The sequence below is a fragment of the Acidimicrobiales bacterium genome (assembly GCA_035547835.1).
GTDB lineage: Bacteria > Actinomycetota > Acidimicrobiia > Acidimicrobiales > Iamiaceae > DASZTW01.
The window spans coordinates 149,196-173,394 of sequence record DASZTW010000001.1 but is presented as its reverse complement, the minus strand read 5'-3'; the positions used below and the strand labels follow the sequence as shown (position 1 = coordinate 173,394).

The window sequence follows — 24,199 nt, the reverse complement described above, 5'->3', positions numbered from 1 at the left end:
ACCAGACGGTCAGCCGAGCGCGCCGGAATCCCGCAGCTCGGCGATGTCTTCCCAGCTGCGCCCGAGCTCGAGCAACAGCTCCTCAGTGTGCTGGCCGAGCTCCGGTGCCGGACCGCGCGGGACAGCCGCCTCGCCGCCGAACTGCGCAGGCGGCGCGGGAAGGCGGTACGTGCTGCCGTCGCTCGCTGCCACCTCGGGGAGGAAGCCGTTGAGCCCCACCTGCACGTGGTCGTGCACTTCGGCGGGCGACAAGGCCGCCGCCCACACGCCAGTGAAGCCGGCGAGGCGCGCTTGCCACTCGGCCAGCGTGTGACCGGCGAAGATCTCATCGAGCGCGGCGATGCACGCGGTGGAGTTGGCGGCCCGCGTGGCCAGGTCGGCGAAGCGCTCGTCGGCGGCGAGGTCGGGTCGCTCGAGCACCGTGCACAGCTCCTGCCAGTGCCGGTCGGCTTGGAGGCACACGAGGTACAGCCAGCGCTCGTCCTTGGTCCGGTAGGAGTTGACGAGCGGGTTCGGTGACATCGTCCGCGGTGGCACGGGGATCGATCCGACGATCGGGCCCGACATGATGTCGGGACTGAGCGCCCACATGCCCACGTGCAACAGCGCCACGTCGATCTCGGTGGCCTCGCCGGTGCGCTCGCGGTGGAACAGCGCGGTACCGATCGCGCCGGCGATCGTGTTGGAACCTTGGAGGTCGAAGAACGCGGCCGGCTGGTACATCGGCTCGCCGCCGTCGCGGCTCATCTTGTAAGCCATCGACGCCGAGGCCCATGCCGCAGCGAGGTCGAAACCGCCGGTGTCTGCCATGGGCCCGCGGGCGCCCCAACCGCTCCCTGCCGCGTAGATCACGTCGGGGTTGGCCGCGCGGATGTCGGCGAGGTCGAGCTGGAGCTTGGTGCGCACTTTGGGCAGGTAGCTGGTGAGGAAGACGTCGGCAGTGGCCACCAGCTCGAGCAGCAACGTGTGGCCGGCCTCCGACGCCAGGTCGATCGTGACGCTTCGCTTGCCGCGGTTGGGTATCTCGACGAACGGGTTCGCGCGCGGGGCGTCGGGGCGCGCCAACAAGTTCATCAAGCCGCGCTGGGGATCGCCGGTGGGTGGTTCCACTTTGATGACGTCGGCCCCGAGGTCGGCGAGGACCGCGCCCGCGCCCGGCACGAAGGTCCACGCGGCGACTTCGACGATCCGGATGCCTTCGAGTGGCTGGGTCATGGTCGTTGGCTCCTGGTCGGTGAGGGGCACGTGGTGGGGCTCGATAGCTGCGGAGATCTTCGCCGTGGTATTGAGGACACTCTAATGACGACCGCCGAGATGGTCGAATTGAGTGTTCCCTTTTCGGTCGGCAGACTGTCGCAGATGGCCTCGCTCCCCGCGGATCTCGTGAGCTGGATGGAAGACCTCGCAGGGGGTGCGCTGGTCGACAGCCGGCGCCAGCCCGGCGGCGCGCGCAAAGAAGCGTGGTTCGTCGATTTCGAAGCACCGACGGGGGAGCGGCGCGAGCTCTTCCTCCGCTACGACCGCAGCGCGCCGAACCCGCACGCCGACCCGTGGACGCTGCATCGCGAGAGTGAGGTGTACCTGGCGCTGCAGGACACCGAGGTGATCGTGCCGCCGGTGCTCGGCGTGCACGGGGAGCACCAGGCCATGCTCTCGGAGCGCCTCGAGTCCGACGGCAACTGGTTCTCGCGCATCGCGGATCCCGACGTCGCGCTCCGCACGGCGCAGCACTTCATGGAGCAGCTCGCTGCACTGCACCGCACCGATGTACGCCGCTTGTCGCTACCGGGCTTCCCGGCGCCCACCACCATCCCCGCCATGGTCCGCTGGGAGCTCGACGAGTGGGAACGCATCATCGACGCCCGCGGTGGCGACCCCGACCCGCAGCTCGAGTTCGCCATGCGCTGGCTGCGCGCCAACATCCCTGATGTCGACGGGCCGGTGGTGCTGGTGCAAGGCGACACCGGCCCCGGCAACTTCATGTACCGGGACGGCCGGGTGGTGGCCGTGGTCGATTGGGAGCTCGCCCATCTCGGCGACCCCATGGACGACATTGCCTGGTTGGCGCTGCGCAGCACGCAGGACCCGTTCCCCGACTTCCCGGCGCGGCTGCGCGAGTACGAAGCGTTGGTGGGATGGGAAGTCGACGACGAGCGGGTGCGCTACTACCAGGTCGTCGCCGAGACGAAGCTCCTCGTGATGGGGCACTCGCCCCGGCGGGCCAACCGTTACGTGGAGGTCGAGGGCGGAGGCATGGATGTGGGCAACGGCCTCATTTACGGCGTCCTCCACCGGCGGCTCTGGTTCGAGGCGATCGCGGCGCTCCTGGGCCTCGATCTCGACGCGCCGCCGCTCGCCCCCGACGTCGACGACGACCACGACTGGCTGTACCAGGCCTTGCTGCACCAGCTCCGTGAGGTGGTGGTGCCGAAGATCGCCGACCCGCTGGCCCAGCAGCGTGCCAAAGGCTTGGCCCGCATCGTCAAGCACTTGCGCGAGGTGAACCTGCACGGCCAGTTCTACGAGCAAGGCGAGCTGGACGACCTCGCCGGTGCGTTGGGCGCGCCCCCCGCCGACGTGGCGTCGGGACGCGAGGCGCTCCGCGTGGCGGCGCGCGGCGGGAAGGTGTCGGACGCGGCGTACTTGCAGGTGCTGTGGCGGCGGGTTGCGCGCGACGAGGAGCTGCTGCGCTCCGCGTCGGGTGCGTTGGCCGATCGGCACTGGCCCCCGTTGCGCTGAGGTCGCGGCAGCGCCTCCATATTCAGGGTACTGTTTCGAGAGGCGCTGCGGAGGGCTGCGGCGCCTCCGAACCATCGCATCGCACGACAGACTCGGGGGATCGGTTCTTCGTGACCGAACACGTCAGCTTCCTCTTGCTCGGCATCGGCAACGGTGCCGTGTTCGCGGCGCTGGCGCTGGCGCTGGTGGTCACGTACCGGAGCTCGGGAGTCCTCAACTTCGCAACCGGCGCGCTCGCGCTGCACGCGGCGTACACGTACGCCTTCTTGCGTCAAGGCCAACTGCTGAACCCCATCCCGCCCTTCGCTTCGACCATCGGTATCGGCGGCTCGCTCTCGATGCTGCCCGCGCTGGTGCTCACGCTGCTCATCGAGGGGTTGGTCGGTGTCTTGCTCTACGCGGTCGTGTTCAGACCGTTGCGCAACGCGGTCCCGGCGGCCAAGGCCGTGGCGTCGCTGGGGCTCGCGGCGGTGCTGACCGCCATGATCACCCAGCAAGCGGGCTCCAACCAGGTTCTGGTCGGGCAGATCTTCCCCACCACGATCTACTCGATCGGCTCGATCCACGTGGCGGCCAACCGGTTGTGGATCGCCGTGACGGTGGTGGCGGTCGCCCTCGGGTTCGCGGCGCTCTATCGCTTCACGCCGTTCGGTCTCGCCACGCGCGCCGCGTCGGAGTCAGAAGTCGGCGCCCTCGTGTCCGGCGTGTCGCCCGATCGGGTGGCGCTCGTCAACTGGGCGTTGAGCGCGATGGTCGCGGGTCTCGCCGGAGTGTTGATCGCGCCCCTCACCCCGCTGGTGCCCGGTACGTACACGTTGTTCATCGTCCCGGCGCTCGCCGCCGCCGTGCTCGGCCGCATGTCGGCGTTGACCCCGGCCGTACTCGGTGGCCTGGCGATCGGCATGCTGCGCGCCGAGGTCGTGCACTTGCGGGGCACGTACTCCTTCATGCCGAGGGCCGGCGCCGAGGAGCTCGTGCCGCTGGTGCTGGTCTTGTTGGTCCTCGTCGTCAGCGGCCGGCCGCTGCCGACCCGCGGGATGCTCGTGCAGGCGACGCTCGGCCGGGCACCGCGACCTCGCAGCGTGTGGCTGCCGGCCCTGGGCGGTGCCGCGGCGGGCACGATCGGCCTCTTGACGCTCGAGGGCAGCATCCGCGGCGCGCTGATCTACACGTTCATCTCGGCTGTCATCGCGCTCTCCCTCGTGGTGGTCACCGGTTACGCGGGCCAGATCTCCCTTGCGCAGCTCACGCTGGCAGGAGTCGCCGGGTTCTCCTTGACGGGCATGACCACGTCCTGGGGGATCCCCTTCCCGATCGCCCCGCTCCTCGCCGCCGTGGTTGCCACCGCGATCGGTGTGGTGGTGGGCCTCCCTGCACTGCGCATACGGGGCTTGCTCGTGGCGATCGTGACGCTCACGCTCGCGGTCGCGCTCGAAGCGGTCTGGTTCCGGAACTCCGACTTCAGCGGGGGAGCGAACGGCGCCCGAGTCGTGTCGCCCAAGCTGTTCGGCATCGACTTCAGCGTCGGGTCCGGCGTCGCGTACCCGCGGCGGGCGTTCGGGTTCCTCTGCCTGGCCGTGCTCGTCGCAGTCGCGGTCGGGGTGGCCAAGCTCCGCAAGAGCAGCTTGGGCTCCGCCATGCTCGCCGTCCGCGCCGACGAGCGGTCTGCCGCGGCCACGGGTATCAGCGTCGTCCGAGTGAAGCTCCTGGCCTTCGGGATCGCCGCGTTCATCGCCGGCATCGGCGGGTGCCTCATCGCGTACCAACAGACGACGGTCACGTTCCAGAGCTACAGCGCTTTGGGCGGCCTCGACTTGTTCACCACCACGTACCTTGCGGGCATCACCTCGGTGGCCGGCGGTGTGGTGGCGGGCATCATCGCCGCGAGCGGCCTGGTCTTCACCCTCGTCGATCGGGCGATCGACTTCGGGCAGTGGTTCTCGATCATCTCGGGCATCGGCCTGATCGTCACGGTGATGAAGAACCCCGAGGGGCTGGTCGGCCCCCTCCACCTGCTCATCGACAAGCGCCGCCGCGCCCGCGCCGTGTCGCACACTGGCGACCCGGAGGAGTCGCCAGCTGCGTCGGCCGCGGCCGGCGAGCCTGGTGGCGAGCCGCCGGTCGTGGCGGCGGCTGGCCCAGCGCCGCCCGGCGGTCTCGGCCCGGCGCTGCTCGCGGTCAACGAGGTCTCGGTGACGTACGGCGGCGTGAAGGCTGTCGATCAGCTGTCGTTCGAGGTTCCCGAAGGTGCCATCGTCGGCCTCATCGGGCCGAACGGCGCCGGCAAGACCACCGCCATGGACGCGCTGTGCGGTTTTGCCAAGAGCACGGGCACGGTGTCGCTCGGCGGCCGTCGCTTGCACGGCCTCAAACCGCACCAGCGTGCGCGGATGGGGCTCGGTCGAACCTTCCAGGGCATCGACCTCTACGACGATCTGTCCGTCGCGGAGAACGTCGTGGTCGGCCAGTTCGCCGGCACCCGCAAGGCGCTGCGCGTGCTGCGCGGCCACGACTACGCGCAAGTCGATCGCGTGCTCGGCGACCTGGGCCTGCAGGACCGGCGCGACGATCCCGTGCGCGACTTGTCGCAAGGTCAACGCCAGCTGGTGTCCGTGGCCCGTGCGCTCGTGAGCCGTCCCCAGTTGTTGTTGCTCGACGAACCGGCTGGCGGTCTCGACACGCGGGAGAGCCAGTGGCTCGCCGGTCGCCTCCGCGACGTGCGGGCCGCCGGCACCACGATCTTGTTGATCGACCACGACATGGGTCTGGTGTTGAACTTGTGCGACCTGATCTACGTCGTCGACTTCGGCGAGCTGATCGCCTCGGGCACACCGTCGGAGGTGCGCGCCAGCGCCCGGGTGGCTGAGGCCTATCTCGGCGCCGCACGGTCTGAAGAAGTGTCGACGTGAAGGCCGACGGCTCGGCCGATGGGCCCGCGAACGGCACAAGGAACGGCCGTGGGGACAACGGCGCGACGGGTCCGGCGCTCGCGTGCGACGTCACGGTCGGCTACGACGGCGTGGCGGTGGCCCGCGACCTCTCGGTGACGGTCGGCCACGGCGAGATCCTGGCGGTGCTGGGACCCAACGGCGCCGGCAAGACCACGTTGTTGCTGACGCTGTCGGGATTGCTGCCTCCGATCTCCGGCCAGATCGAAGTCGACGGCTCCAGAGTCCGCGCCGGTTCCGCCCGACGGATGAACCAGCTCGGTGTGGTGCTCGTGCCCGACAATCGCGCCCTGTTCACGCAGCTCACCACGCTCGAGAACCTGCGTGTGGCCAAGCGCGCCAGCCCACGCAGGGGACGGACGGTCGATGACGTGCTCGACCTGTTCCCCGTGCTGCGCAAGCGGGCGAACTTGAAGGCCGGGATGTTGTCGGGCGGCGAGCAACAGATGCTGGCGCTCGGGCGCGCCCTGGTGCAGGCACCGCGGGTGCTGCTGGTCGACGAGATGAGCATGGGCCTCGCGCCCGTCATCGTCGAGGGGCTGATGCCGCTCGTGCGAACGATCGCCGACACCACCGGCGCAGCGGTCGTGCTGGTCGAGCAGCACGCGCAGCTCGCGCTCGAAGTGGCTGATCAGGCGCTCGTGCTCGTGCACGGCGAGGTCTCGCTCCGTGCCCCGGCCGCGCAGCTGCTGCAGGACCGCGATCGCCTCGAGCAGGCGTACCTCGGTGCTGGCTGACGGCCGAATCAGGCCGTTGCCCGGTGTCCGAGAAAAGGGTATCCTTATTTTCCTACACGGGGAAGGCTCGGGGGACCGGGCAGACATGACCGGCTGCGGCAGGAGGAAGCAATGAACTGGAGCTCAGCTCGCGCGGGCGGCCGCGCTCGTTGGACAGGTGCGGTGTTCGCTGCCGTGTTCCTGCTCGTCGCGGCAGCTGCGTGCAGCAGCAGTGGGTCGACCAAGAGCTCGTCGACGCAACCCAAGGCGAACCTCGCGGCGTTGGGCACGCCCAAGGCAGCCACCGGCACGCCGATCAAGATCGGACTGATGACCGACGCGGGCGGCGCTGGCGCGCTCGACGCGCAGTCCGGCCTCGCCGAAAAGGGCGCCAAGATCGGCGTCAGCTACTTGAACGACTACACGGGCGGCATCGCCGGCCACAAGGTCGAGCTGTTCGTCTGCGGCAACAAGGCCACGCCGGCCGGCGCGCAGGACTGCGCCAACCAGTTCGTGGAACAGAAGGTCGTGGCGGTCGTCTGGCCGTTCACCGGCCAGGGTGCCGGTGTGCCGATCATCACCGGCGCGGGGATCCCAATCGTGGCCGTGTCCGGCTCGTCACAAGAGGAGCTCACCACCTCGGGTGAGTTCATCATCACCGGCGGCTACCCCGGCACGCTGGGCGCGTTCGCGCTCGACGCGAAGCAGCAGGGCATCAAGAAGTTCGCCATGATCGTCACCGACGTGCCCGCCGCCACCCAGGCCGCCCAGACGCTCGGCAGCATCGTGTTCAAGAACGCCGGCGTGAAGTTCACGGTGATCCCGGCGGCGCCCGGCACTGCCGACCTCACCCCGCAGCTCCAGCAGGCCGTGTCCGACGGTGCCGACGCACTCGGCGTGACCGGTGACGTCACGTTCTGCACGTCGTTCCTGCAGGCGTATCAGACGCTCGGCTTGAAGGCCACGAAGTACGTGATCGGCACTTGCAACGACCAGTCCGTCGTGAAGGCGCTGCCGAACGCACTCGAAGGCGCGCGGGAGCCGTCCCTCAACGGCCAGGGCCCCGATGACCAGCTGTATGCCGCGATGGTCACCAAGTACGGCGGCGGCAACGTCGACACGGACCCGCTCGTCAGCTCGGGCGTCTCGTCGGGCGTCTCGTCGGTCATGGACCTCGCGGCGGGCATGACGACGTTCACCGGTGAGGTGACGCCGGCCGCCATCACCGCACAGTTCAAGAAGGTGACCGGCAAGATCTTCTTGTCGGGCGGCCTGGACTTCAAGTGCGACGGCACCGCCATCCCGCTGCTGAAGAACATCTGCTCGTCGGCGTTCCAGATGACGGTGCTGAACGCAGACGGCACGATCAAGTCCGCCGAGAAGATCGACGCCTCGTCGATGTACAAGGCCGGCTGACGATGGCGTTTCGTCCGCCGGAAGCTCCACGCGTGCGCGCGATCGAACGAAGGGGTGCCCGCCGATGAGCTCGACGATGACCGAGTTGCCGGTGACGGATCTCGCGGAGTCGATCATGTTCACCGACCCGTTCCCGCGCTACGCGGAGCTCCGGCGGACGGCGCCGGTGTCGAGGGTGCTCTACAACGAGACACGTCGCCGCGAGGGCTACATGCTCACCCGGTACGCCGACGTGATGACGCTCCACACCGACCCGCGTTTTTCGAGTGATCCGTTCAAGCAGCGTGGCAGCCCGCTGACCAAGCTGATGCCCCGCATGTTCCGCTTGCTGATCGACACGATGGTGTTCAAGGACGACCCGGAGCACAAGCGGCTGCGCGGCCTGGTGAACAAGGCGTTCACGCCGAAGATGGTCCAGCAGATGGCCGACCACGTGCAGGTGCTCGCCGACCAACTCCTCGACGATCTGGTCGGGGCGGGCGAAGTCGACTTGGTGTCCGCGCTGGCCGTGCCGCTGCCGCTGTCGGTCATCTCCAACATGCTCGGGGTCGACGATCGTGACCGCGAGGAGTTCCAGCGGTCGGTCCACCAGATGACCGACGTCGCGGGGGCCGGCAACGTGTCGGCGATGATCAAGATGCTCCCCGCGGGGCGGCGGATGATCCGCCTGTTCGAGCGTATGGCCGAGCAACGACGCTTGGCGCCCGACGACCGTCTGATCACTGCGCTGGTGGAGGCCAACGAGGACGACGACGTCCTCAGCGACCACGAGATCATCGCCATGATCTTCCTGCTGCTGCTCGCAGGTCACGACACGACGTCGAACTTGATCGGCAACTCCGTGGTCACGCTGCTCGACAACCCCGAGCAGATGCAACGCCTGCGGGACGACCCGTCGCTGATCGACACCGCGGTGGAGGAGCTGCTGCGCTTCACCTCGCCGGTGCCGTGTGGCGCCACCCGCTTCCTGCTCGAGGACGTCGAGATGGCCGGTCAGACCCTGCCGCGCGGCAGCCAGGTGCTCGGCATGCTGATCAGCGCCAACCGCGACGAGGACATCTTCCCCGCCGCGGACCAACTCGACCTGGGGCGCCAACCGAACCGGCACCTCGCGTTCGCGTTCGGGGGCCACTTCTGCCTCGGCAACCAACTCGCGCGTATGGAAGGCCGGATGGCCATCCGCGGGCTGCTCGAACGCTTCGAGCACATCGAGCTCGCGGTTCCCAAGGAGCAGTTGAGGTGGAAGCCCACCCAGTCGCTGCGTGGGCTCGCCGAGCTGCCGCTGCGGTTGAGCTGACCGGCTGGCCCGCAGCGTCAACCGATCGGTTCGAACACCGGCACGTACACGTCGTCGTGGGCCTCGAACACCACCCGTACCCGCTGGTCGATCGCGAGCGTTTCAGGCTCGGCGTTCACGATGTTGGTGGGGAGGCGCAGGTCGCCGTCCTCGTCGAGCGTGACGACCGCGATGACGTACGGCGGCGGCACGTCCGGGTGGTACTGCTGCTCGTTCACCGTGAACGTGTAGATCGTTCCCGTGCCGGCCACCGGCTCGGCGTGCAGCCCGCCTCCGCACGCCGGGCATGCGTCGACCGGCGGGTGCACCCAGCGATCGCAGCTCCGGCACTTCTGGATGAGGAGCTCGCCGTTGGCGCCCCCCGTCCAAAACGCCCGGTTCGCGTCGGTGAGCGGTGGCAACATCCGAGGTGCGGCAGGTCCTGGCGCGGCTGGTTGGTTCACACCGAGAGAATAGAGGTTACGGAATGAACGACCGACCCGAACAGCAGTCGATCATCAGCGGGATCGGCATCTCGCCAATCGGGCGCCGCACCGGCCGCGCGGGCATCGACCTCACCGTGTCGGCCTCGACGGCTGCCATCACCGACGCCGGCCTCACGCCTGGCGACATCGACGGCATCGCCACCATGGGCGACACGCCGCTCGTCGAGGCTGCTGCCGCGCTCGGCATCGAGCCGCAGTACACCGGCGGCGGGTTCGACACGGGCGGGTTGCTGTCGCCGCTGATGTCTGCCTGCGTCGCCGTCGGCGAGGGTCGTGCGCGCCACGTGCTCGTGTACCGCACGGTGCAGATGATGGGCGGCTCGATCGCACCCTCGTCGTCGGGTGGCGGCGGCAGAGGCGGCGGGGGCGCCTCGTCGCCACCGAGGGGTGGGCCGACCCCCGACGAGGCGCGGCTGGTGAGCGTCATGGGTGACATGGCCACGCTGCTCACGTACCACGCGTACTCGGCGGCCAACTGGCTGGCCATGCACTGCCAGCGCCACATGTACCTGTACGGCACCACCAAGGAGCAGCTCGGCTGGTTGGCCATCAACAGCCGTCGCAACGCGGGGCTGAACCCGTTGGCGGTCTACCGCGACCCGATGACCATGGACGATTATCTCGGTGCGCGGGTGGTGTCCACGCCGTTCGGGCTGTACGACTGCGACGTACCGATCGACGGGTCGATCGCGTTCGTGGTGTCAGGGGTCGAGCACGCCGACGACACGCCGCATCCGGCGATCCGCGTGCAGGCGCTCGGCGGTTCTTCCGCGGGTGGTGGATGGATCCACCGACCCGACTACCCGAAGATGGGGTCGGTCGACGCGGCAGCCGAGATGTGGAGCCGCACCGACTTGCGCCCAGCCGACGTCGACATCGCGGAGCTCTACGACGGCTTCACGTTCATCACGCTTGCGTGGCTCGAAGCCCTCGGCTTGTGCGGCGAGGGCGAGTCCGGGCCGTTCGTCGAAGGCGCCACGCGGATCGCGCTCGATGGCGAGTTGCCGCTCAACACGTACGGCGGCCAGCTCTCGGCGGGCCGGATGCACGGCTACTGGGTGATGCACGAGGCGTGCGTGCAGTTGCGCGGCGACGCGGGGGAGCGCCAGGTCCGGACGCGCGGCGGCACGCCCGAAGTGGCAGTGGTGGCCAACGGCGGTGGCCCGATCGCGGGGTGCCTGCTGGTCACCCGGTGAAGGTCGACCTTGCAGGTCGGGCGAGGGCGGCTCGCGCCGTCGCCATGTGGTTCACATCCAGTTGATCGACTTGATCTCTGTGAACTCTTCGATGCCGTGGTGGCCCCACTCGCGCCCGAGTCCGCTCTGCTTGTAGCCACCGAACGCGCCTTCTTGACCGATGCCGCGCATGATGTTGCCCCAGCCCGGACCCTGGCCGGCGCCCTTGCCGGAACCGTGGGCGGTGCCGCCCGTGCCGATCGCCATCATCGACCCGGCCCGGATCTGGCGGGCCACGTTGAACGCCCGTGAGGTGTTCTCGGCGTGTACGGCACCGCCGAGGCCGTACACCGAGTCGTTGGCGAGCCGGATCGCGTCCTCGTCTTTGCCCGAGTACGGGATCACCGTGAGCACCGGCCCGAAGATCTCCTCTTGGGCGATGCGCATCTCGTTGCTGCCGATGAACACGGTGGGCTCGTAGAAGAACCCCTTGTCGAATCCGTCGGGACGTTTCCCGCCGGCGACCAGCTCGGCGCCCTGCTCATGGCCGGACTGCACGTAGCCCTCGACCCGAGCCCGCTGCTGCTCGCGGATGAGCGGGCCCATCACGGTCGAGGGGTCCCTCGGGTCGCCGACCTTGATCATCGGAACGGCGGCGGCGACGCCCTCGCGGTACGCGTCGAGGAGGTGCTCGGGGAGCAGCAGGCGGGTCTGGAGCACGCAGCCCTGCCCGCAGTGGGTGGTCACTTGGCCGAACCCGACCGAACGGGCGAAGTCCTCACCCACGTCGTCGAGCAGCACTTGGGCGCTCTTGCCACCGAGCTCGAGCTGCAGGCGCTTCATGGTCGGGGCGCCGTTGGCCATGATGCGACGGCCGGTCGCGGTCGAACCGGTGAACGCAACCATGTCGACGAGGGGCGTGGAGGTCAGCTCGTCGCCGACGTCACCGTGGCCGGTGATGACGTTGACCACACCTTTGGGGAGCCCTGCCTCCTCGGCCGCCTGCGCGATGAGGAACGCGTCGAGCGGCGTCCACGGGTGCGGCTTGAGCACCACGGTGCAGCCTGCCGCCAACGCGGGGGCGACTTTGACCACGTTGAGCATGAACGGGAAGTTGAACGGGGTGATGGCGGCCACCACGCCCACGGGCTCGCGCACGACTGCGCTGCCGCTCATGCCGGTGAGACCGCCCGACGGGGCGCCGGACTCGACCCACTGCACGACGTGTTCGGTCAGTGCGGCGTTGGAACGGAACATGCCGATCGAACCGCTGGCCTGGATGAAGTCGGTGATGAAGCCCGCCGACCCCGTCTGGGCCACGATGAGCTCGCGCAGCTCCGCCGCCTTGGATTCGAGCGACTCGGCCATCCGCACCAGCGCGGCCGCCCGCTCCGACGGCTTGGTCCACGCCCACGTGCCCTCGTCGAACGCACGCCGCGCCGCCTCGACGGCCCGCATGGCGTCCTTCGTCGACGCTTCCGGCACCGTGCCGATCACGTCTTCCGTGGCGGGGTCGATCACCTCGATCTCGCCGCCCTCACCACCGGTCCACGTGCCATCGATGTACAACTCGAAGTTCCACGGCGCGCTCATCGAATGTCCCCCGGTCTTCGCGGTCGGTCGACGGAAAGCGTCGCAGAATTAAGTGCACTCTGTCCAGCCGCCCGGCGTGCGGGACGCATGGCCAGGCAGGTCGTCAGCGGCGTGGTTCGGCTACTGCTTCGAGCACGCCGGCGGGGGCGTACGTCTGGTCTTCACCCCAGCCGACCAGCCCGTCCCACTCCCACCGGAACAGGCCGGTTCCCGACGCGGTGGCCTCCGCGCCATGGCGCGCCACCAACTCGCCGCTCGCGGACAACTCGCGACCGAGGTCGTCGACGGCCTCGACCTCGACTCGCTTGATCCACTTCATCTGCGGGTCGAGCCACGTGCGGCGGCGGCCGCTCACCAGATGCGCGTACTCGCCGCCGCGCAGCAGGTAGCCGGTGGCGAGCTCGTCGGACGGCACACCGTCGACGACCGTGGGCCGCGTGTAGAGGAGCCAGGCGTCGTCGGGCGACGCGGCCGCGAACGGGTAGCCCACGCCCTCGGGGGCACGGGTGGTCGACCGGGGCTTGCGCTCCGCTGGCGGCTTGCGGGGGTCGGGACCCATGGGTCGAGGTCCCCACGAGCGGTCGCGCCCGGCCAGGCAGTCGACTCCGATCTGCTCCCCCTGCAACGTGATCGTGCCCGTGACGTGCATGGGTTGGTCGAAGTGCCGTCCACGCCAGAACGGCGCCACGCCGAGCGGATGCGAGTTCGGCGCCATGACCCCGTCGAACACCAGGTCGGCCTCGAAACCCGGCGCATCGGCGTAGCGCACCCGGTAGCGCTGCAGCGGTTCGAGCATCGTGATGTGGCAGCCGGTGGGCAACTCGACGTCGCGCAAGTCGAGTTGCTCGAAGTCCACGAGCGGCACGTTGCTCACCTGCTGCTCGTAGATCGCGCCGGCGGGCGAGTCGTCCCACACCCACGCGCCGCCGTTGCACACGCGCTGCGTGGCGAGCACCTGGTTGTAGAACCAGCCGCTGATCTTGCGGTCCGGCACGCTGAAGGAGAACCAGGCGGTCTCCGTCTCCCACCAGTGGTCGGACGCTTCGTGAAAGGCGTCGTCGGCGGCGGTCAGCGGAGGATAGAAGAGGTCATCAGCCACGGGTCACGGCTCCAAGTGCGTCGAGGTGGCGTTGCATGCGATGACGGGCCACCTGCGCGTCGCCGCGGGTGACAGCGTGTGCGATGGCGGTGTGGGCGCGGTGTACTTCTGCCGCCATCTGACGGCGGCGAGCGGCAGGCACCCGTTCGATCTGGCGGATCCGGCTGAGGCGGATCAGGACCAACGCCACGAGCTCGAGCGCCCGGTTGCCGGCCATGGAGGCGACGACGGTGTGGACATCGTGCACGTCGTCGGGGTTGCCACCGGTCTCCCGGTGCAGGGCCTCTTCGAGCGCTTCGACCTTGCCGTCGCCAGCGCGCGTGGCTGCCATCTCGGCGAGCGAGGCCTCGACGGCCGTGCGGAGCTCGGAGAGGTCGTCGAGCTGCATCCCGTGGCGCGCGAGGTAGATGGCGGCAACGTCGGTGACCGCGAACGGGTTGGGTTCCGCCACGAACAGCCCGCCGCCCGGGCCGCGGCGCATTCGAGCGACGCCGTGGTGCTCGAGCAGTCGCACTGCCTCGCGCAACACCGCGCGGCTGACGCCTGTGCGCACCATCAGGTCGCTCTCCGCGCCCACCAGCTCGCCCGGCTGCAGCTTGGCGGTGACCAGCTCGTGGGTGATGCGCCGCGCGGTGGCCTCGGCGCGCTTGCCGTTGGTCATCTCCGACAATACGGCGGCTGTCGGAAGCTGCTGGCGGGTCGAGCGACGGCGGCGGAGGTACGCCGCCTCGGCCTCGAGGTGCTTGCGCATGCGGCGGCTGGCCAGGTCGGGTTCACCGGCGAGAACCGCTTCGGCGATGCGGGCGTGCGCGTGCGCGGTGTCGGTGGTGACGCCCTTCCCGACCGCCTTCCAGTTCGTGGAGTACAAGTTCGCGGTCTCGTCGAGGACCCCGACGAACAGCTCCAGCGCCAAGTTCTTGCTGGCCCGGGCGAGGAGGAGGTGAAGTCCCCGGGCGTCCGACAGGTCGGTCTGGGTGTGGCGCGCGATGTCGCGCAGCGCGGCGCGCTCCGGTTCGTCAGCCCGCTCGCACGCGAGGCGGGTGGCGAGCTCTTCGAGCACGAGACGGGCCTCGACCACCTCGTCGAGTCGGGCATCGACGCGGTGCAGGTAGAGGACGACTGCTTCGACCACGGCGTCGGTGGTGGGCTCCGTGATCCGCAGGCCGCCGCCGGGACCGCGACGCGTGCGGGCGACTTGTTGGTGTTCGATCAGGCGCACGGCTTCGCGGAACACCGCTCGGCTCACCGAGTAGCGCTCGAGCAGTTCGGCTTCGGTCCCGAGGAACGTCCCCACCGGCCAGCCGAGCGCCATGACGTCTTCGATGATCTGGTCGGCGACCTGTGCCGAGCGTTTGGCGTCGGCAGCGACGGGGGTGCGCAACGCATCGTTACGGTCCCTCGCCGGGCCAGCTGTCGCCATGACGTGCCAGGGTACTGTCGGTCCTCTCGGGGGCTGACGGACGGGCGGCGGCGAGTCGGGCACGCGTGGCATCGCGGTCGTCAGGTGCCCGAGCGTCCTCGGCGCAACTCCTGCCAGCTCGACGTCCAGCTCGACGCGAGGAACAGCGCAAGCGCGATGCCCAGCATGCCTTGCAGCGTTCGTACGCCTCCCGGCACCCGATGCGCGATCTGGTCGATGAGGGTCGGCGCGGCGGTGGTCTGTTGCGCGGCGGCCGCACTGTTCGGCGCGGGTGCAGCGATGGGGGTGCTGGCGTCGGCAGTGGGGGTGGGCGTGTAGCCGCCGCCGGCGTCGGCGGGCAGGGCGGCCATTGCTGTGTCGGGTGTCGCCGGCGTCTCGGCCGCCGGCGCCGCGGCGGGCGGGGCCGCCGGCGCGGTGACCACGGCGGCGCCCGCAGGCACTTCACACACGAGCGCCTTTTGGAGCGCCGCCGAGGGCGCGACGCCAAGGAGCTTCAGTCCCGCGTCGAGCGAATCCAACAGGTCGCCGAGCAGACCAGGTGTCGGTCCTGTGGTCGACGACAGTTGCTCCGGCACGAGGCCGGCGATCTGGTCGTCGAGCTGGCACCGCGTGCCCGGCGCCGCGGGGAGCCGCCCACACGCGATGTAGACGGGGCCGAGCGCGTTCAAGATCAGGTCGGCGATCGAGGGCACGCTCTTGGGGAGGTTCTGGTTCACCAGACCGCCGACGATGGGGACGAGCAACGTCGCGGTTCCCGACGTGCTGCAGACCGGCGAGGCGATCGGCGACACCACGGCCAGCACTTCAGTGGTGGGGTCCGGCTGTTTGGTCTGTGCCACCGAGGCGTGCCCGGTGGTGATGAACGACGCGGCCACGATGAAGAGCGCCGTCAGTGCGGAACCCACCCGGCATCCGCGCCACAAGGTCGTCATCTCGTCGTCCCCTTGGTGCTGGGCGGTGTCGTAGTGGTCGATGCACCCGCCGGCTTGGTGTCGGACGTCGTCGTGGCCGGGGCCGTGGCAGCCGGGGCCGTGACGGGCGTGTCGGTGATGGTGTTCGAGTTGGGCTTGTGGGCTGTCGGTAGGCCGGTGGTCGTGAGGATCGCGGCCAGCAGCAGCACCACGATCGCGGTGTAGAGCTGGCCCTCGGTCATGCGGAGCCGCTTGGCCAGGATCGCCATGACCGGAGGGCTGCCCGCGCTGGTGACCTTTTCGCCGCCGGTCCGCGTCGAGGCGCGGGGTTGACGCCCGTCGGCCGGTGGCTCCTCGCGGAGGGCGTGCTCGGCGTCGGGCGCGGGCCCGCCTCGGGGCGTGCTCGTACTCATCCTTCCCTCCCGGTGGCTCCGACGGTCTCGGGTTCCTCATCGCCCCCGGCCGGGCCGGTCACGGCGCCGTCCCGGGCGGCATCGCTGCGGGCGATCGCCCGCTCGTCGGTGCCGAGGTAGCTCGCGACGACGCGTGGATCGTTCCGCACGTCGTCGGGGAGGCCGTCGGCGATGACGCTGCCGGTCTCCATGCAGTACAAGCGGTCGCTGATCGCGCAGATCAGCGGCAAGTCATGCTCGATCACGAGCATCGAGGCGCCGAGCTCGCGGCGGACGTCCTCGATGAGCGGCACGAACGCTTCGGTCTCGCGCTGCGCGATCCCGGCCATCGGTTCATCGAGCAGGATCACCGACGGCCGTGTGGCCAGCAGGCACGCCAGCTCGACGATGCGACGGGTGCCCGTGGACAGCCCGCCGACTCGGGTCTCGGCGTAGCGCTGGAGGCCGAGCAGCTCGAGGAGCTCGTCCCCCGCGGCGCGGCTGCGCCGCTCGGCGCGGATCGCCGGTGGCAGGCCGAGCAGTGACGGCAGGACCTCGGACCGTTCTTGTGCCTCGAGCGCGACCAGCACACAGTCGCGGGCCGTGAGCCGTGGGAACAGCTGGGCCGTCTGGAAGGCACGCCCGAGCCCGGCCCTCGCGCGCAGGTGCGGCGCCAAGCCGGTGATGTCGTTGCCGAGCAACTCGACCTTGCCCGTGCTCGCCACGAACCCGCTGATGGCGTTCATCAGCGTGGTCTTGCCCGCACCGTTCGCGCCGATGAGCCCCACGATCTCGTGCTGGTGCACCTCCAGGTCGACGCGCTCGATGATCGTGCGGCCGCCGAGGCTCACCGAGACCCCTTCGACGCGCAGCGGCGGGGCGGTGCCCGCACCGTTCGTGGAGGGGGCCGCGGCCCGGCCGGCGAATGCCGGGCCGTGCAACGTGTCGGCGCCGCGTGCCGCAGCGTCCGTGGCGGCGGTCGGTACGTGCGGCTCGCCGGCCGGCTGGCCGGCTTCGTGGGCGCCGACCTCGCCCGCTGCCCGGTCGACCAGGGTCGTGTCGCCCTCGTCGGTCACCGCGCCCGGGTCGAGCCCGACCGCGGCCGCTCCCGTGGCTCGCAGCAAGTGCTGCACGGCCCGGTCGCGCAGGCGTGCAGCGATGGCGGCGAGCCCGGACGGCTCGAAGCGCAACAGCACGAGAAGGCCGACGCCGCTGGTGGCGATGCGCGCGGTGGACGAGTCGCCGAACATCGTCGGTACGCCGATCAGGTAGATCGCGCCCGCGATGGCCCCACCGACCGAGCCGATGCCACCGACCACGGTCATGGCGAGGACTTGGAGTGACTGATCAGGGCTGAACGAGTCGACTTGGAACGTGCGCATCACCCCGGCGAGCAGCGCACCGGCGAAGGTCGCGAGCCCGCCTGCGATGGCGAAGGAGATGAGCTTCGTGGCCGCGGGCGACACGGTCATCGCGGCGGCCGAGCGGTCGTTGCCTTCGACGGCGATGATCGTGCGGCCGATGCCCGAGCGGTGCAGGCGCCGTGCCAGCGCCACCACGGCCACCAGCGCGACGACACACAGGTAGTAGTCGGTCCGGTACGACCCGGCGTCGATGAAGCCGACCTTGCCGGGCGAGATGATGTCCACGTCGACCGTGCCGCTGCGGAACAGGTCTTGGGTGAGGAAGTAACTGCTCGCGGCCACCGCCAGGCCGAGCGTGGCGACCGTCAGGAACAAGCCGCGCAACCGGAGCGCGGGTGCGCCCACGATCAGCGCGATCACGATGCCCGCGCACGAGATGTACCCGATGGCCGCGCCGTAGGGCACCCCGCGGCTTGCCAACGCCGCCACCCCGCACGCGCCGAGACCGACGAACGCCATGTGGCCGAGCGTGAGCTGCCCCGCCCACCCGGTGAGGATCACGAGCGAGATCCCGACGATGGCGAAGATCGGGATGCGCGAAAGCAGGAACAAGTTCGACGAGGTCGACCAGATCAACGGCGCGAGCACGGCGGCCGCGACCGCCGCGGTGGCGAGCCCCCACCGGGCGCGACGGACGGCCGGCAGCGTGCGGATCGCCCGGGGCAGTGGCTCGGTGTCGGCACCGAACGCCAGCGCGGCGGATTCCTCGTCGCCTGCGTTGCGCTGCACGAACAGCATCACGAGGATCGCGACGAACAGGACCATGTCGACCACACCGAGCTGGGTCGGGTACGTGGCGTAGAGCACCGCCTCGACGATGCCGATCGCGATGCCGGCCAGGATCGTGCGCGGCAGGCTGGTGAGCCGGCCGGCGAGACCGGCGGCGAGGGCACGGAGCAAGAGCCCCGGCCCGAGCGTGGGTGCGGCGCCGGTGCCGACCTGGATGCCGGTCAGCGGCAGCGTGAGGATGGCGGCGAGCGCGGCGAGCCCACCGGCCAGCGCCCAGACCACGATGCCGACCCGGTTGGGGTCGATGCCGGCGAGACGGGCGGCTTGGCGGTTGTCGGCCACCGAGCGGATCGCCAGCCCGTAGCGCGACCGTTGCAGGAAGCGCAGGAAGGCGAAAAGCGCGATCGGCCCGAACACGAGCAAGGCGGCGTGCTCGCCGTGGAGTACGAGCCCGTCGATCGTGTACGTCCAGTTGATCGGTGTCGGGAACTGGGCGCCGATCACATCGGGTAGCAGCGCTTGCGCGACGAGGAGCACTTGGGTGACACCGATCGTGGCCACCAACACGGCGAGCACCGACCGGCGCGAGAGCGGTTCCACCAGCGTGCGTTCCACGATCACCCCGATCGCGGCGCCGATGAGGATGGCGAGCGGCAGCGCGATGGCGTAAGGGACGCCCCAGTGGTGGAGCTCGACGAGCATGATGGCGCTGAACGCGCCGATCTGGCCGTGGGCGAGGTTGATGACCCGCCCGGCCTTGTACACGAGCAACAGGCCGGCGGCGAGGATGGCGTAGCCGAGGCCCGCCATCGCCCCGATCGCCACCACGTCGAAGCGGATCGCCAGGCCGGCGAACGCGACCATCAGCTCGTTGCCCCGAGGAACACGGCCCGGGCCAGGTCGCCGTTGTCGATCAGCTCGCCGACGTCGCCGGTGAAGCGCACCTCGCCGCGTTCCATGAACACCGCGCGGTCCGCGAACGCGGCCGCGACGTTGAGGGACTGCTCGACGATCAGCATGCTGACGTGGCGCTCCTTGAGGCCGGAGATCACGTCGATCAGATGGCCCACCACGACCGGCGCGAGGCCGAGCGAGAGCTCGTCGATGATCAACAAGCGCGGCTCGGTGAGCAGCGCCATGGCCACGGCCACCATCTGTTGCTCGCCGCCCGACAGGGTGCCGGCGGTCTGGTCGAGTCGGGCGCGCACCGCGGGGACGAGGTCGAGCACCGAGATGATGCGCCGTTCGACGCGCCGGTGATCGCGCAGGATCGTGAACGCGGCGGCGCGCAGGTTGTCGCGCACGGTCATCGTCGGGAACACGGCGTTGCCGCCGACGAGCTGGACGATGCCGGCCTCGACTCTGGCGTGCGCGGGTGTGCGGGTGATGTCTCGGCCGTCGAAGCTCACCGAGCCACCCGTGGGCTTCAGGAGCCCGGAGACCACGCGCAACAAGGTCGACTTGCCGGCCCCGTTGGTGCCGAGCAGTGCGAGCACTTCGCCGTCGTCGACGTGGAGCGACACGTCGAACAGGATCTGGACGGTCCCGTAGCCGGCGTCGATGTGGCTGACATCGAGAAGTGGCGCCACGTTCGGTCAGCCCATCTTCCGGAGCCCGGAACCCGGCACGAGCTCCCAGCACTTGCACGACTTGTGCCACGCGACCTCGCGCTCGTAGTCGACCGCGTCGTGCTTCCCCGGTGCGAACGAGCCGTCCTGGGTCGAGGGGATGGCGAACGTGCCGAGCGAGTTGGCCCCTTGGATGAAGCTGGCCTGCGTCAGGTCGGGCCCGGCCTTGGTGGCGGCGTTGACGAACGCGTCGAAGATCGCGCACTCACCGAGGCCCACCTCGTGCGCCGAGTTGATGAACGGGATGACTTTCGGGTCGGCTTTGCCGACGCGGTCGAAGCAGTGCTTGTCGGCCGGCGGCACCGGCATCCCGGCGCGGTACTCGGGGAAGCGGTGCGTGCTGAGCGCCACCGTCCCGTCGAACGCATCGGGGTAGTACGAGGCCACTTGGTCGTTGATCTCGTTGTTGAAGTCGGACAGCGCGTACTCGGGGTCGTAGCCCGCGCGGTGCGCGGCCTGGGCGAACGGGCCGTCGAGGATGACGTTCGCCGCCATGATGATCAGGTCGACGCCCGCCGCCTTGAAGTTCGACACCGCGATCGGGATCTTCTGGGTGCCGGCGATCGACTGCGGCACGACCTCGACGTCCTTCACGGAGTAGCCCATCTGTTTGAGTGTGGGCACGAGCGTGTCGTCGATGGACAGCCGCTCGGATCCGTCGCCGACGAGCACCCCGATCGTCTTGCCCTCGAGCTTGCCTTTCGACTGCAGGTAATGGGCGTGGTCGAGCAGGATCCGGTTGTCGCTCGCCTGGGTCGAAAAGAACAGCCCGTTCGCGTAGTACGACTGGTCGACGCCGTCGGTCGAGAACAGCAACGTGTGACCTTGGCCGGTCACGCAGACGTTGGCCGGTGCGCCCCACTGCGACTCCGCCAAGACGGCGAACACCTTCACGTCCTGCGTCCATGCGACGCACGCGGCCTGCTCGCTCTCCACGGGGCGCGCAGCCGCGTCGACCGTGCGGTAGTCGGCCACGAGCTTGCGGCCGTTGATGCCACCCCGGCGGTTGACGTCGGCGATCAGGGCGTCGTAGCGGGCGCGCTGGTCGCCGAGATCGAACGAGTAGCCGAGGCTCTTGGCGGCACCGACGTCGATGATCGCGATGCCGAGCTTGATCGTGTCCTTCGTGACACCGCGGGCCGTCCCGCCCGCGCCGTTCGAGTTCGACCCGCCCGGGCCGCCCCCGCCCGTGGCTGCGGCGCCGCCGCCGGCCGCGCCACCACCACTGCTGCCGCCGCCTGCGGCTGGTCCCGTGCCACCGCCAGCGGTCGTCGTGCCCGTGCCTGCGACCCCCGCGATCGTGTCGCCGGTGGCGCCGCCGGTCTGGCCCAGGGTGCCGGTCGCGGCAGCGGGGGTCGTGGCCACCTTCTCCGTGCGGACGTAGGGCACCACCAAGCCGGTCAGGATCGCCCCGACCGCGATCCCCATGGCGAGGAAGAAGGCCGGCCCGCGCGCGGTCAGCGACCTCACCGCGTTCGCCTCTCGTCGGAAGCGCCGGAGCGGATGACCCCCATGCCGTTCGATCCCCCTGCCTCTCCGCGAGGCGACGACTGCGTGGAAATCAGTATCCTAAAATGCTCGGACCGATGCAAGCCACGAATCGGGCGAATTCGGGCAGGTCTGCAGGCGTATCCACGAGGCTCAACGGGCGCCGCGATCCCTGCACCGGGGCGATTCGACGAGGCCGCTACGCTCGCTGTGCCGCAGTCAGAGCGACACCTTCATGGAGGTGCCAATGGTCGACGTCCTCGGGGCGGAGTCCACGCACGAGCACGGGACATCCGCCGGGGACCCGGCCGCAGGTGGTGGCTACCACCTCGAGATCCTGCTCCTCAGCCTGGCGTCGCTGCTGATCGAGATCGGCTACACGCGGCTCGTCTCGTTCAAGCTCTTCTACTACTACGTCTACCTCGTCATCGGTCTGGCGCTGTTGGGCATCGGGTCGGGCGCCGTGGTGGTGTCGCTGTCGGGTCGGCTGCGGCGCGCGTCGACCGACACCATCTTGAAGTGGGGTTCGTTCATCGGTGGGGTGATCGTCGCCGTTGGCTACCTGGTCGTCGCGTTCGTCAAGGTCGACACGTTCGCGATGTGGCGTTACGGCACCGGCGCGTCGTTCACCAACATCGCCCGGCTGCTGCTGGTGTGCTTCGCCGTCTTCGTCACGTTCGTGCCGGTCGGGGTGATGGTCGCCACCTTGTTCGGTCGGCGCACCCGCGGGATCGGTGCGTTGTACTTCGCCGACCTGCTCGGGGCCGGCGTGGGCTGTGCCCTGGCGGTGCCTCTCGTCGACCATCTCGGTGCACCGTCGGTGGTGCTGCTGGCGGGCCTGGTGTTGGTGGTGGCCGGGCTCCAACTCGCCGTGCGGCGGGTGTCGAAGCGGTCGATCCCCGTCGGTGTGGTGCTGGCCGGCCTGCTGCTCGTGCCGGTGGTCGCCCCGAGCGTCATCCCTGACCTGCGACCGGATGCCATCAAGGAGTTCGCGCTCCACGTCGACTACCGCAAGTGGAACTCGATCTTCCGGATCGACGCGGCGGAGATCACCCCACCCGGCGAGGTCACACGGATCCTGCTGTACCACGACGGCATGATCGGCTCGGCGATCTACCAGTACGACGACAACCCCGCGAGCTTGGGCCGCTACGACCGCGATCCGCGCTCGTTCCCGTTCGCCGCCATGGGCAAGGCGCCCGACCGCGTGCTGATCATCGGCGCAGCCGGAGGCAACGAGGTCCTCACGTCGCTGTACTACAAGGTCCCCCACATCGAGGCCGTCGAGCTCAACCCGGTCACGTACTCGCTGGTGAAGGGTCGATACGCGTCGTTCGACGGCCACTTGGCCGAGCAACCGGGCGTGAAGTACGTCAACGCCGACGGTCGCTCCTACCTCGCTCGGTCACACCACCAATTCGACCTCGTGTGGTACCCGGCGCCGGACAGCTATGCGGCCACCAACGCGAGCACGTCCGGCGCGTTCGTGCTGTCGGAGAGCTACCTGTACACCGAGCAGGCCATCGTCGAGAGCCTCCGCCACACGACACCCGACGGCATCGTCGCTGCCCAGTTCGGCGAAGTGAACTACGACAACAAGCCGAACCGCACCTCGCGGTACGTGACCACGGCGCGGGCCGCACTGGCCCACGAAGGGATCCACGACCCCGACCGCCACATCGCGGTGGTCGTGTCGCCCACGGCGCTGGGTGCCACCAAGGTGTCGACGATCCTGGTGGGCAAGAAGCCGTTCACGGCGGCGGCCATCCGGCGGTTGGTGGCACAAGTTCCCCGCGTGCCCGATTCGCAGATCGCGTACGCGCCGGGCGCGGCGTACCGGCCGTCGATCGTGAGCCGCCTCGCGACCGCCCCCGCCGCCGACTTGAAGAAGGTCGAGGACGGCTACGCGTACGACGTTGCGGCCGTCACCGACAACCACCCGTACTTCTGGCACTTCAGCCGCTTCACCGACGTGATCAAGCACTTCGGCTCGCCGCTCGACCGCCAGGATCCCGAGAACGCCACCGGCGAGCGGGTGCTGCTGTTGCTGCTCGCGGTGAGCGTCGTGTTCGCCGCGGTGTTCCTGCTGTTGCCGTTCCTGGTGGTGCGCAGACGCTGGCGGGAGCTGCCGCGCAAGGGTCGGTCCGCTCTCTACTTCTCCGCGCTCGGGCTGGGCTTCATGTTCTTCGAGATCTCGTTGATCCAACGGCTGACGTTGTTCCTCGGATACCCGACGTACTCGCTCACGGTCACGCTCGCGTCGCTGCTCACGTTCACGGGCGTCGGCGCGCTGCTGAGCAACCGGCTCACCGAGCGACCCCGGCGAAGCTTCCCGGTGCTGTACGGCGCCCTCGTGGCGCTCACCGCCGCGTACTTGTTCGGGCTGCCCGCCCTCACCAGCGCCATGCAGGACGCGGCCCTCGCGCTGCGCGTGATCGTCACCGTCGCCGTGCTGGCGCCGCTCGGCGTGGTGCTCGGCTGCTTCATGCCGTTCGGTCTGCGGGCGGTGGCCGGTATGACCGAGCACGGCCGCGAGTACGTGGCGTGGGGTTGGGCGGTGAACGGGTTCGCGTCGGTTGTCGGGTCGGTGCTCACCACGATCTTGGCGATGACGTTCGGGCTGAACGCGGTGCTGGTGCTGGCCGTGATCGTGTACGCGGTCGCGCTGGCCGCCCTCGGCGCGCTGGGTTGGGGCGACCGCGCCGTCCGGGGCTCGTAGCCGTCTGCCGCCCGCCCGCC

At 69.7% G+C, this 24,199-nt stretch carries 17 protein-coding genes; 7 read left to right on the top strand and 10 right to left on the bottom strand.

Going from position 1 to position 24,199, the window contains the following annotated elements; all coding sequences use genetic code 11:
* Positions 1–9: 9 nt before the first annotated feature.
* The gene (locus VHA73_00750) at positions 10–1,215 is read right to left on the bottom strand and encodes a CoA transferase (protein ID HVX16534.1); all 1,206 of its coding nucleotides are present in this window, start codon (positions 1,213–1,215) and stop codon (positions 10–12) included.
* 144 nt (positions 1,216–1,359) lie between these two features.
* On the opposite strand from VHA73_00750, the gene VHA73_00745 reads away from it, so the two are divergent.
* From VHA73_00745 to VHA73_00725, 5 genes are all read left to right on the top strand, one after another.
* Positions 1,360–2,739: a phosphotransferase family protein gene (locus VHA73_00745; protein ID HVX16533.1), complete on the top strand. Its 1,380-nt coding sequence runs from the start codon at positions 1,360–1,362 to the stop codon at positions 2,737–2,739.
* A 110-nt stretch (positions 2,740–2,849) separates the two neighbouring features.
* Entirely contained in the window at positions 2,850–5,648 is a 2,799-nt protein-coding gene (locus VHA73_00740; protein HVX16532.1) for a branched-chain amino acid ABC transporter permease/ATP-binding protein, read from the top strand.
* Positions 5,645–6,424, top strand: a complete 780-nt coding sequence (locus VHA73_00735; GenBank protein HVX16531.1) for an ATP-binding cassette domain-containing protein — start codon at positions 5,645–5,647, stop codon at positions 6,422–6,424. The genes VHA73_00740 and VHA73_00735 overlap by 4 nt, the downstream gene beginning before the upstream one ends.
* A 111-nt stretch (positions 6,425–6,535) precedes the next feature.
* Positions 6,536–7,819, top strand: coding sequence for an ABC transporter substrate-binding protein (locus tag VHA73_00730; protein ID HVX16530.1), 1,284 nt, complete (start codon positions 6,536–6,538; stop codon positions 7,817–7,819).
* A 64-nt stretch (positions 7,820–7,883) separates the two neighbouring features.
* Positions 7,884–9,116: a cytochrome P450 gene (locus VHA73_00725; protein HVX16529.1), complete on the top strand. Its 1,233-nt coding sequence runs from the start codon at positions 7,884–7,886 to the stop codon at positions 9,114–9,116.
* A gap of 17 nt (positions 9,117–9,133) precedes the next feature.
* On the opposite strand, the gene VHA73_00720 is transcribed toward VHA73_00725, so the two are convergent.
* Complete coding sequence (locus VHA73_00720; protein ID HVX16528.1) at positions 9,134–9,559, bottom strand: OB-fold domain-containing protein; 426 nt, start codon at positions 9,557–9,559, stop codon at positions 9,134–9,136.
* 23 nt (positions 9,560–9,582) lie between these two features.
* Between VHA73_00720 and VHA73_00715 the strand changes: the two genes are divergently transcribed.
* A complete protein-coding gene (locus VHA73_00715) occupies positions 9,583–10,797 on the top strand; it encodes a thiolase family protein (protein HVX16527.1) in 1,215 nt (404 codons plus the stop codon).
* Between the two features lie 51 nt (positions 10,798–10,848).
* Here the strand turns inward: VHA73_00715 and VHA73_00710 are convergent, their stop codons facing one another.
* From VHA73_00710 to VHA73_00675, 8 genes are all read right to left on the bottom strand, one after another.
* Positions 10,849–12,369: an aldehyde dehydrogenase family protein gene (locus VHA73_00710; GenBank protein HVX16526.1), complete on the bottom strand. Its 1,521-nt coding sequence runs from the start codon at positions 12,367–12,369 to the stop codon at positions 10,849–10,851.
* A 103-nt stretch (positions 12,370–12,472) separates the two neighbouring features.
* Positions 12,473–13,468 (bottom strand): hypothetical protein, encoded by a 996-nt coding sequence (locus VHA73_00705; protein HVX16525.1) that lies wholly within the window; start codon positions 13,466–13,468, stop codon positions 12,473–12,475.
* Positions 13,461–14,888 carry an FCD domain-containing protein gene (locus VHA73_00700; protein ID HVX16524.1) on the bottom strand — a complete coding sequence of 476 codons (1,428 nt, stop codon included), beginning with the start codon at positions 14,886–14,888 and terminating at the stop codon, positions 13,461–13,463. The genes VHA73_00705 and VHA73_00700 overlap by 8 nt, the downstream gene beginning before the upstream one ends.
* An 80-nt stretch (positions 14,889–14,968) precedes the next feature.
* Positions 14,969–15,793, bottom strand: a complete 825-nt coding sequence (locus VHA73_00695; protein ID HVX16523.1) for a hypothetical protein — start codon at positions 15,791–15,793, stop codon at positions 14,969–14,971.
* A gap of 23 nt (positions 15,794–15,816) precedes the next feature.
* Positions 15,817–16,212 carry a hypothetical protein gene (locus tag VHA73_00690; protein HVX16522.1) on the bottom strand — a complete coding sequence of 132 codons (396 nt, stop codon included), beginning with the start codon at positions 16,210–16,212 and terminating at the stop codon, positions 15,817–15,819.
* Positions 16,209–19,208, bottom strand: a complete 3,000-nt coding sequence (locus tag VHA73_00685) for an ATP-binding cassette domain-containing protein (GenBank protein HVX16521.1) — start codon at positions 19,206–19,208, stop codon at positions 16,209–16,211. The genes VHA73_00690 and VHA73_00685 overlap by 4 nt, the downstream gene beginning before the upstream one ends.
* Positions 19,208–19,933 (bottom strand): ABC transporter ATP-binding protein, encoded by a 726-nt coding sequence (locus VHA73_00680; protein ID HVX16520.1) that lies wholly within the window; start codon positions 19,931–19,933, stop codon positions 19,208–19,210. Before VHA73_00680 ends, VHA73_00685 begins: the two co-directional genes overlap by 1 nt.
* Before the next feature lie 6 nt (positions 19,934–19,939).
* Complete coding sequence (locus VHA73_00675) at positions 19,940–21,442, bottom strand: hypothetical protein (GenBank protein ID HVX16519.1); 1,503 nt, start codon at positions 21,440–21,442, stop codon at positions 19,940–19,942.
* 265 nt (positions 21,443–21,707) lie between these two features.
* Between VHA73_00675 and VHA73_00670 the strand changes: the two genes are divergently transcribed.
* Positions 21,708–24,179 (top strand): hypothetical protein, encoded by a 2,472-nt coding sequence (locus VHA73_00670; protein HVX16518.1) that lies wholly within the window; start codon positions 21,708–21,710, stop codon positions 24,177–24,179.
* Positions 24,180–24,199 lie beyond the last annotated feature (20 nt).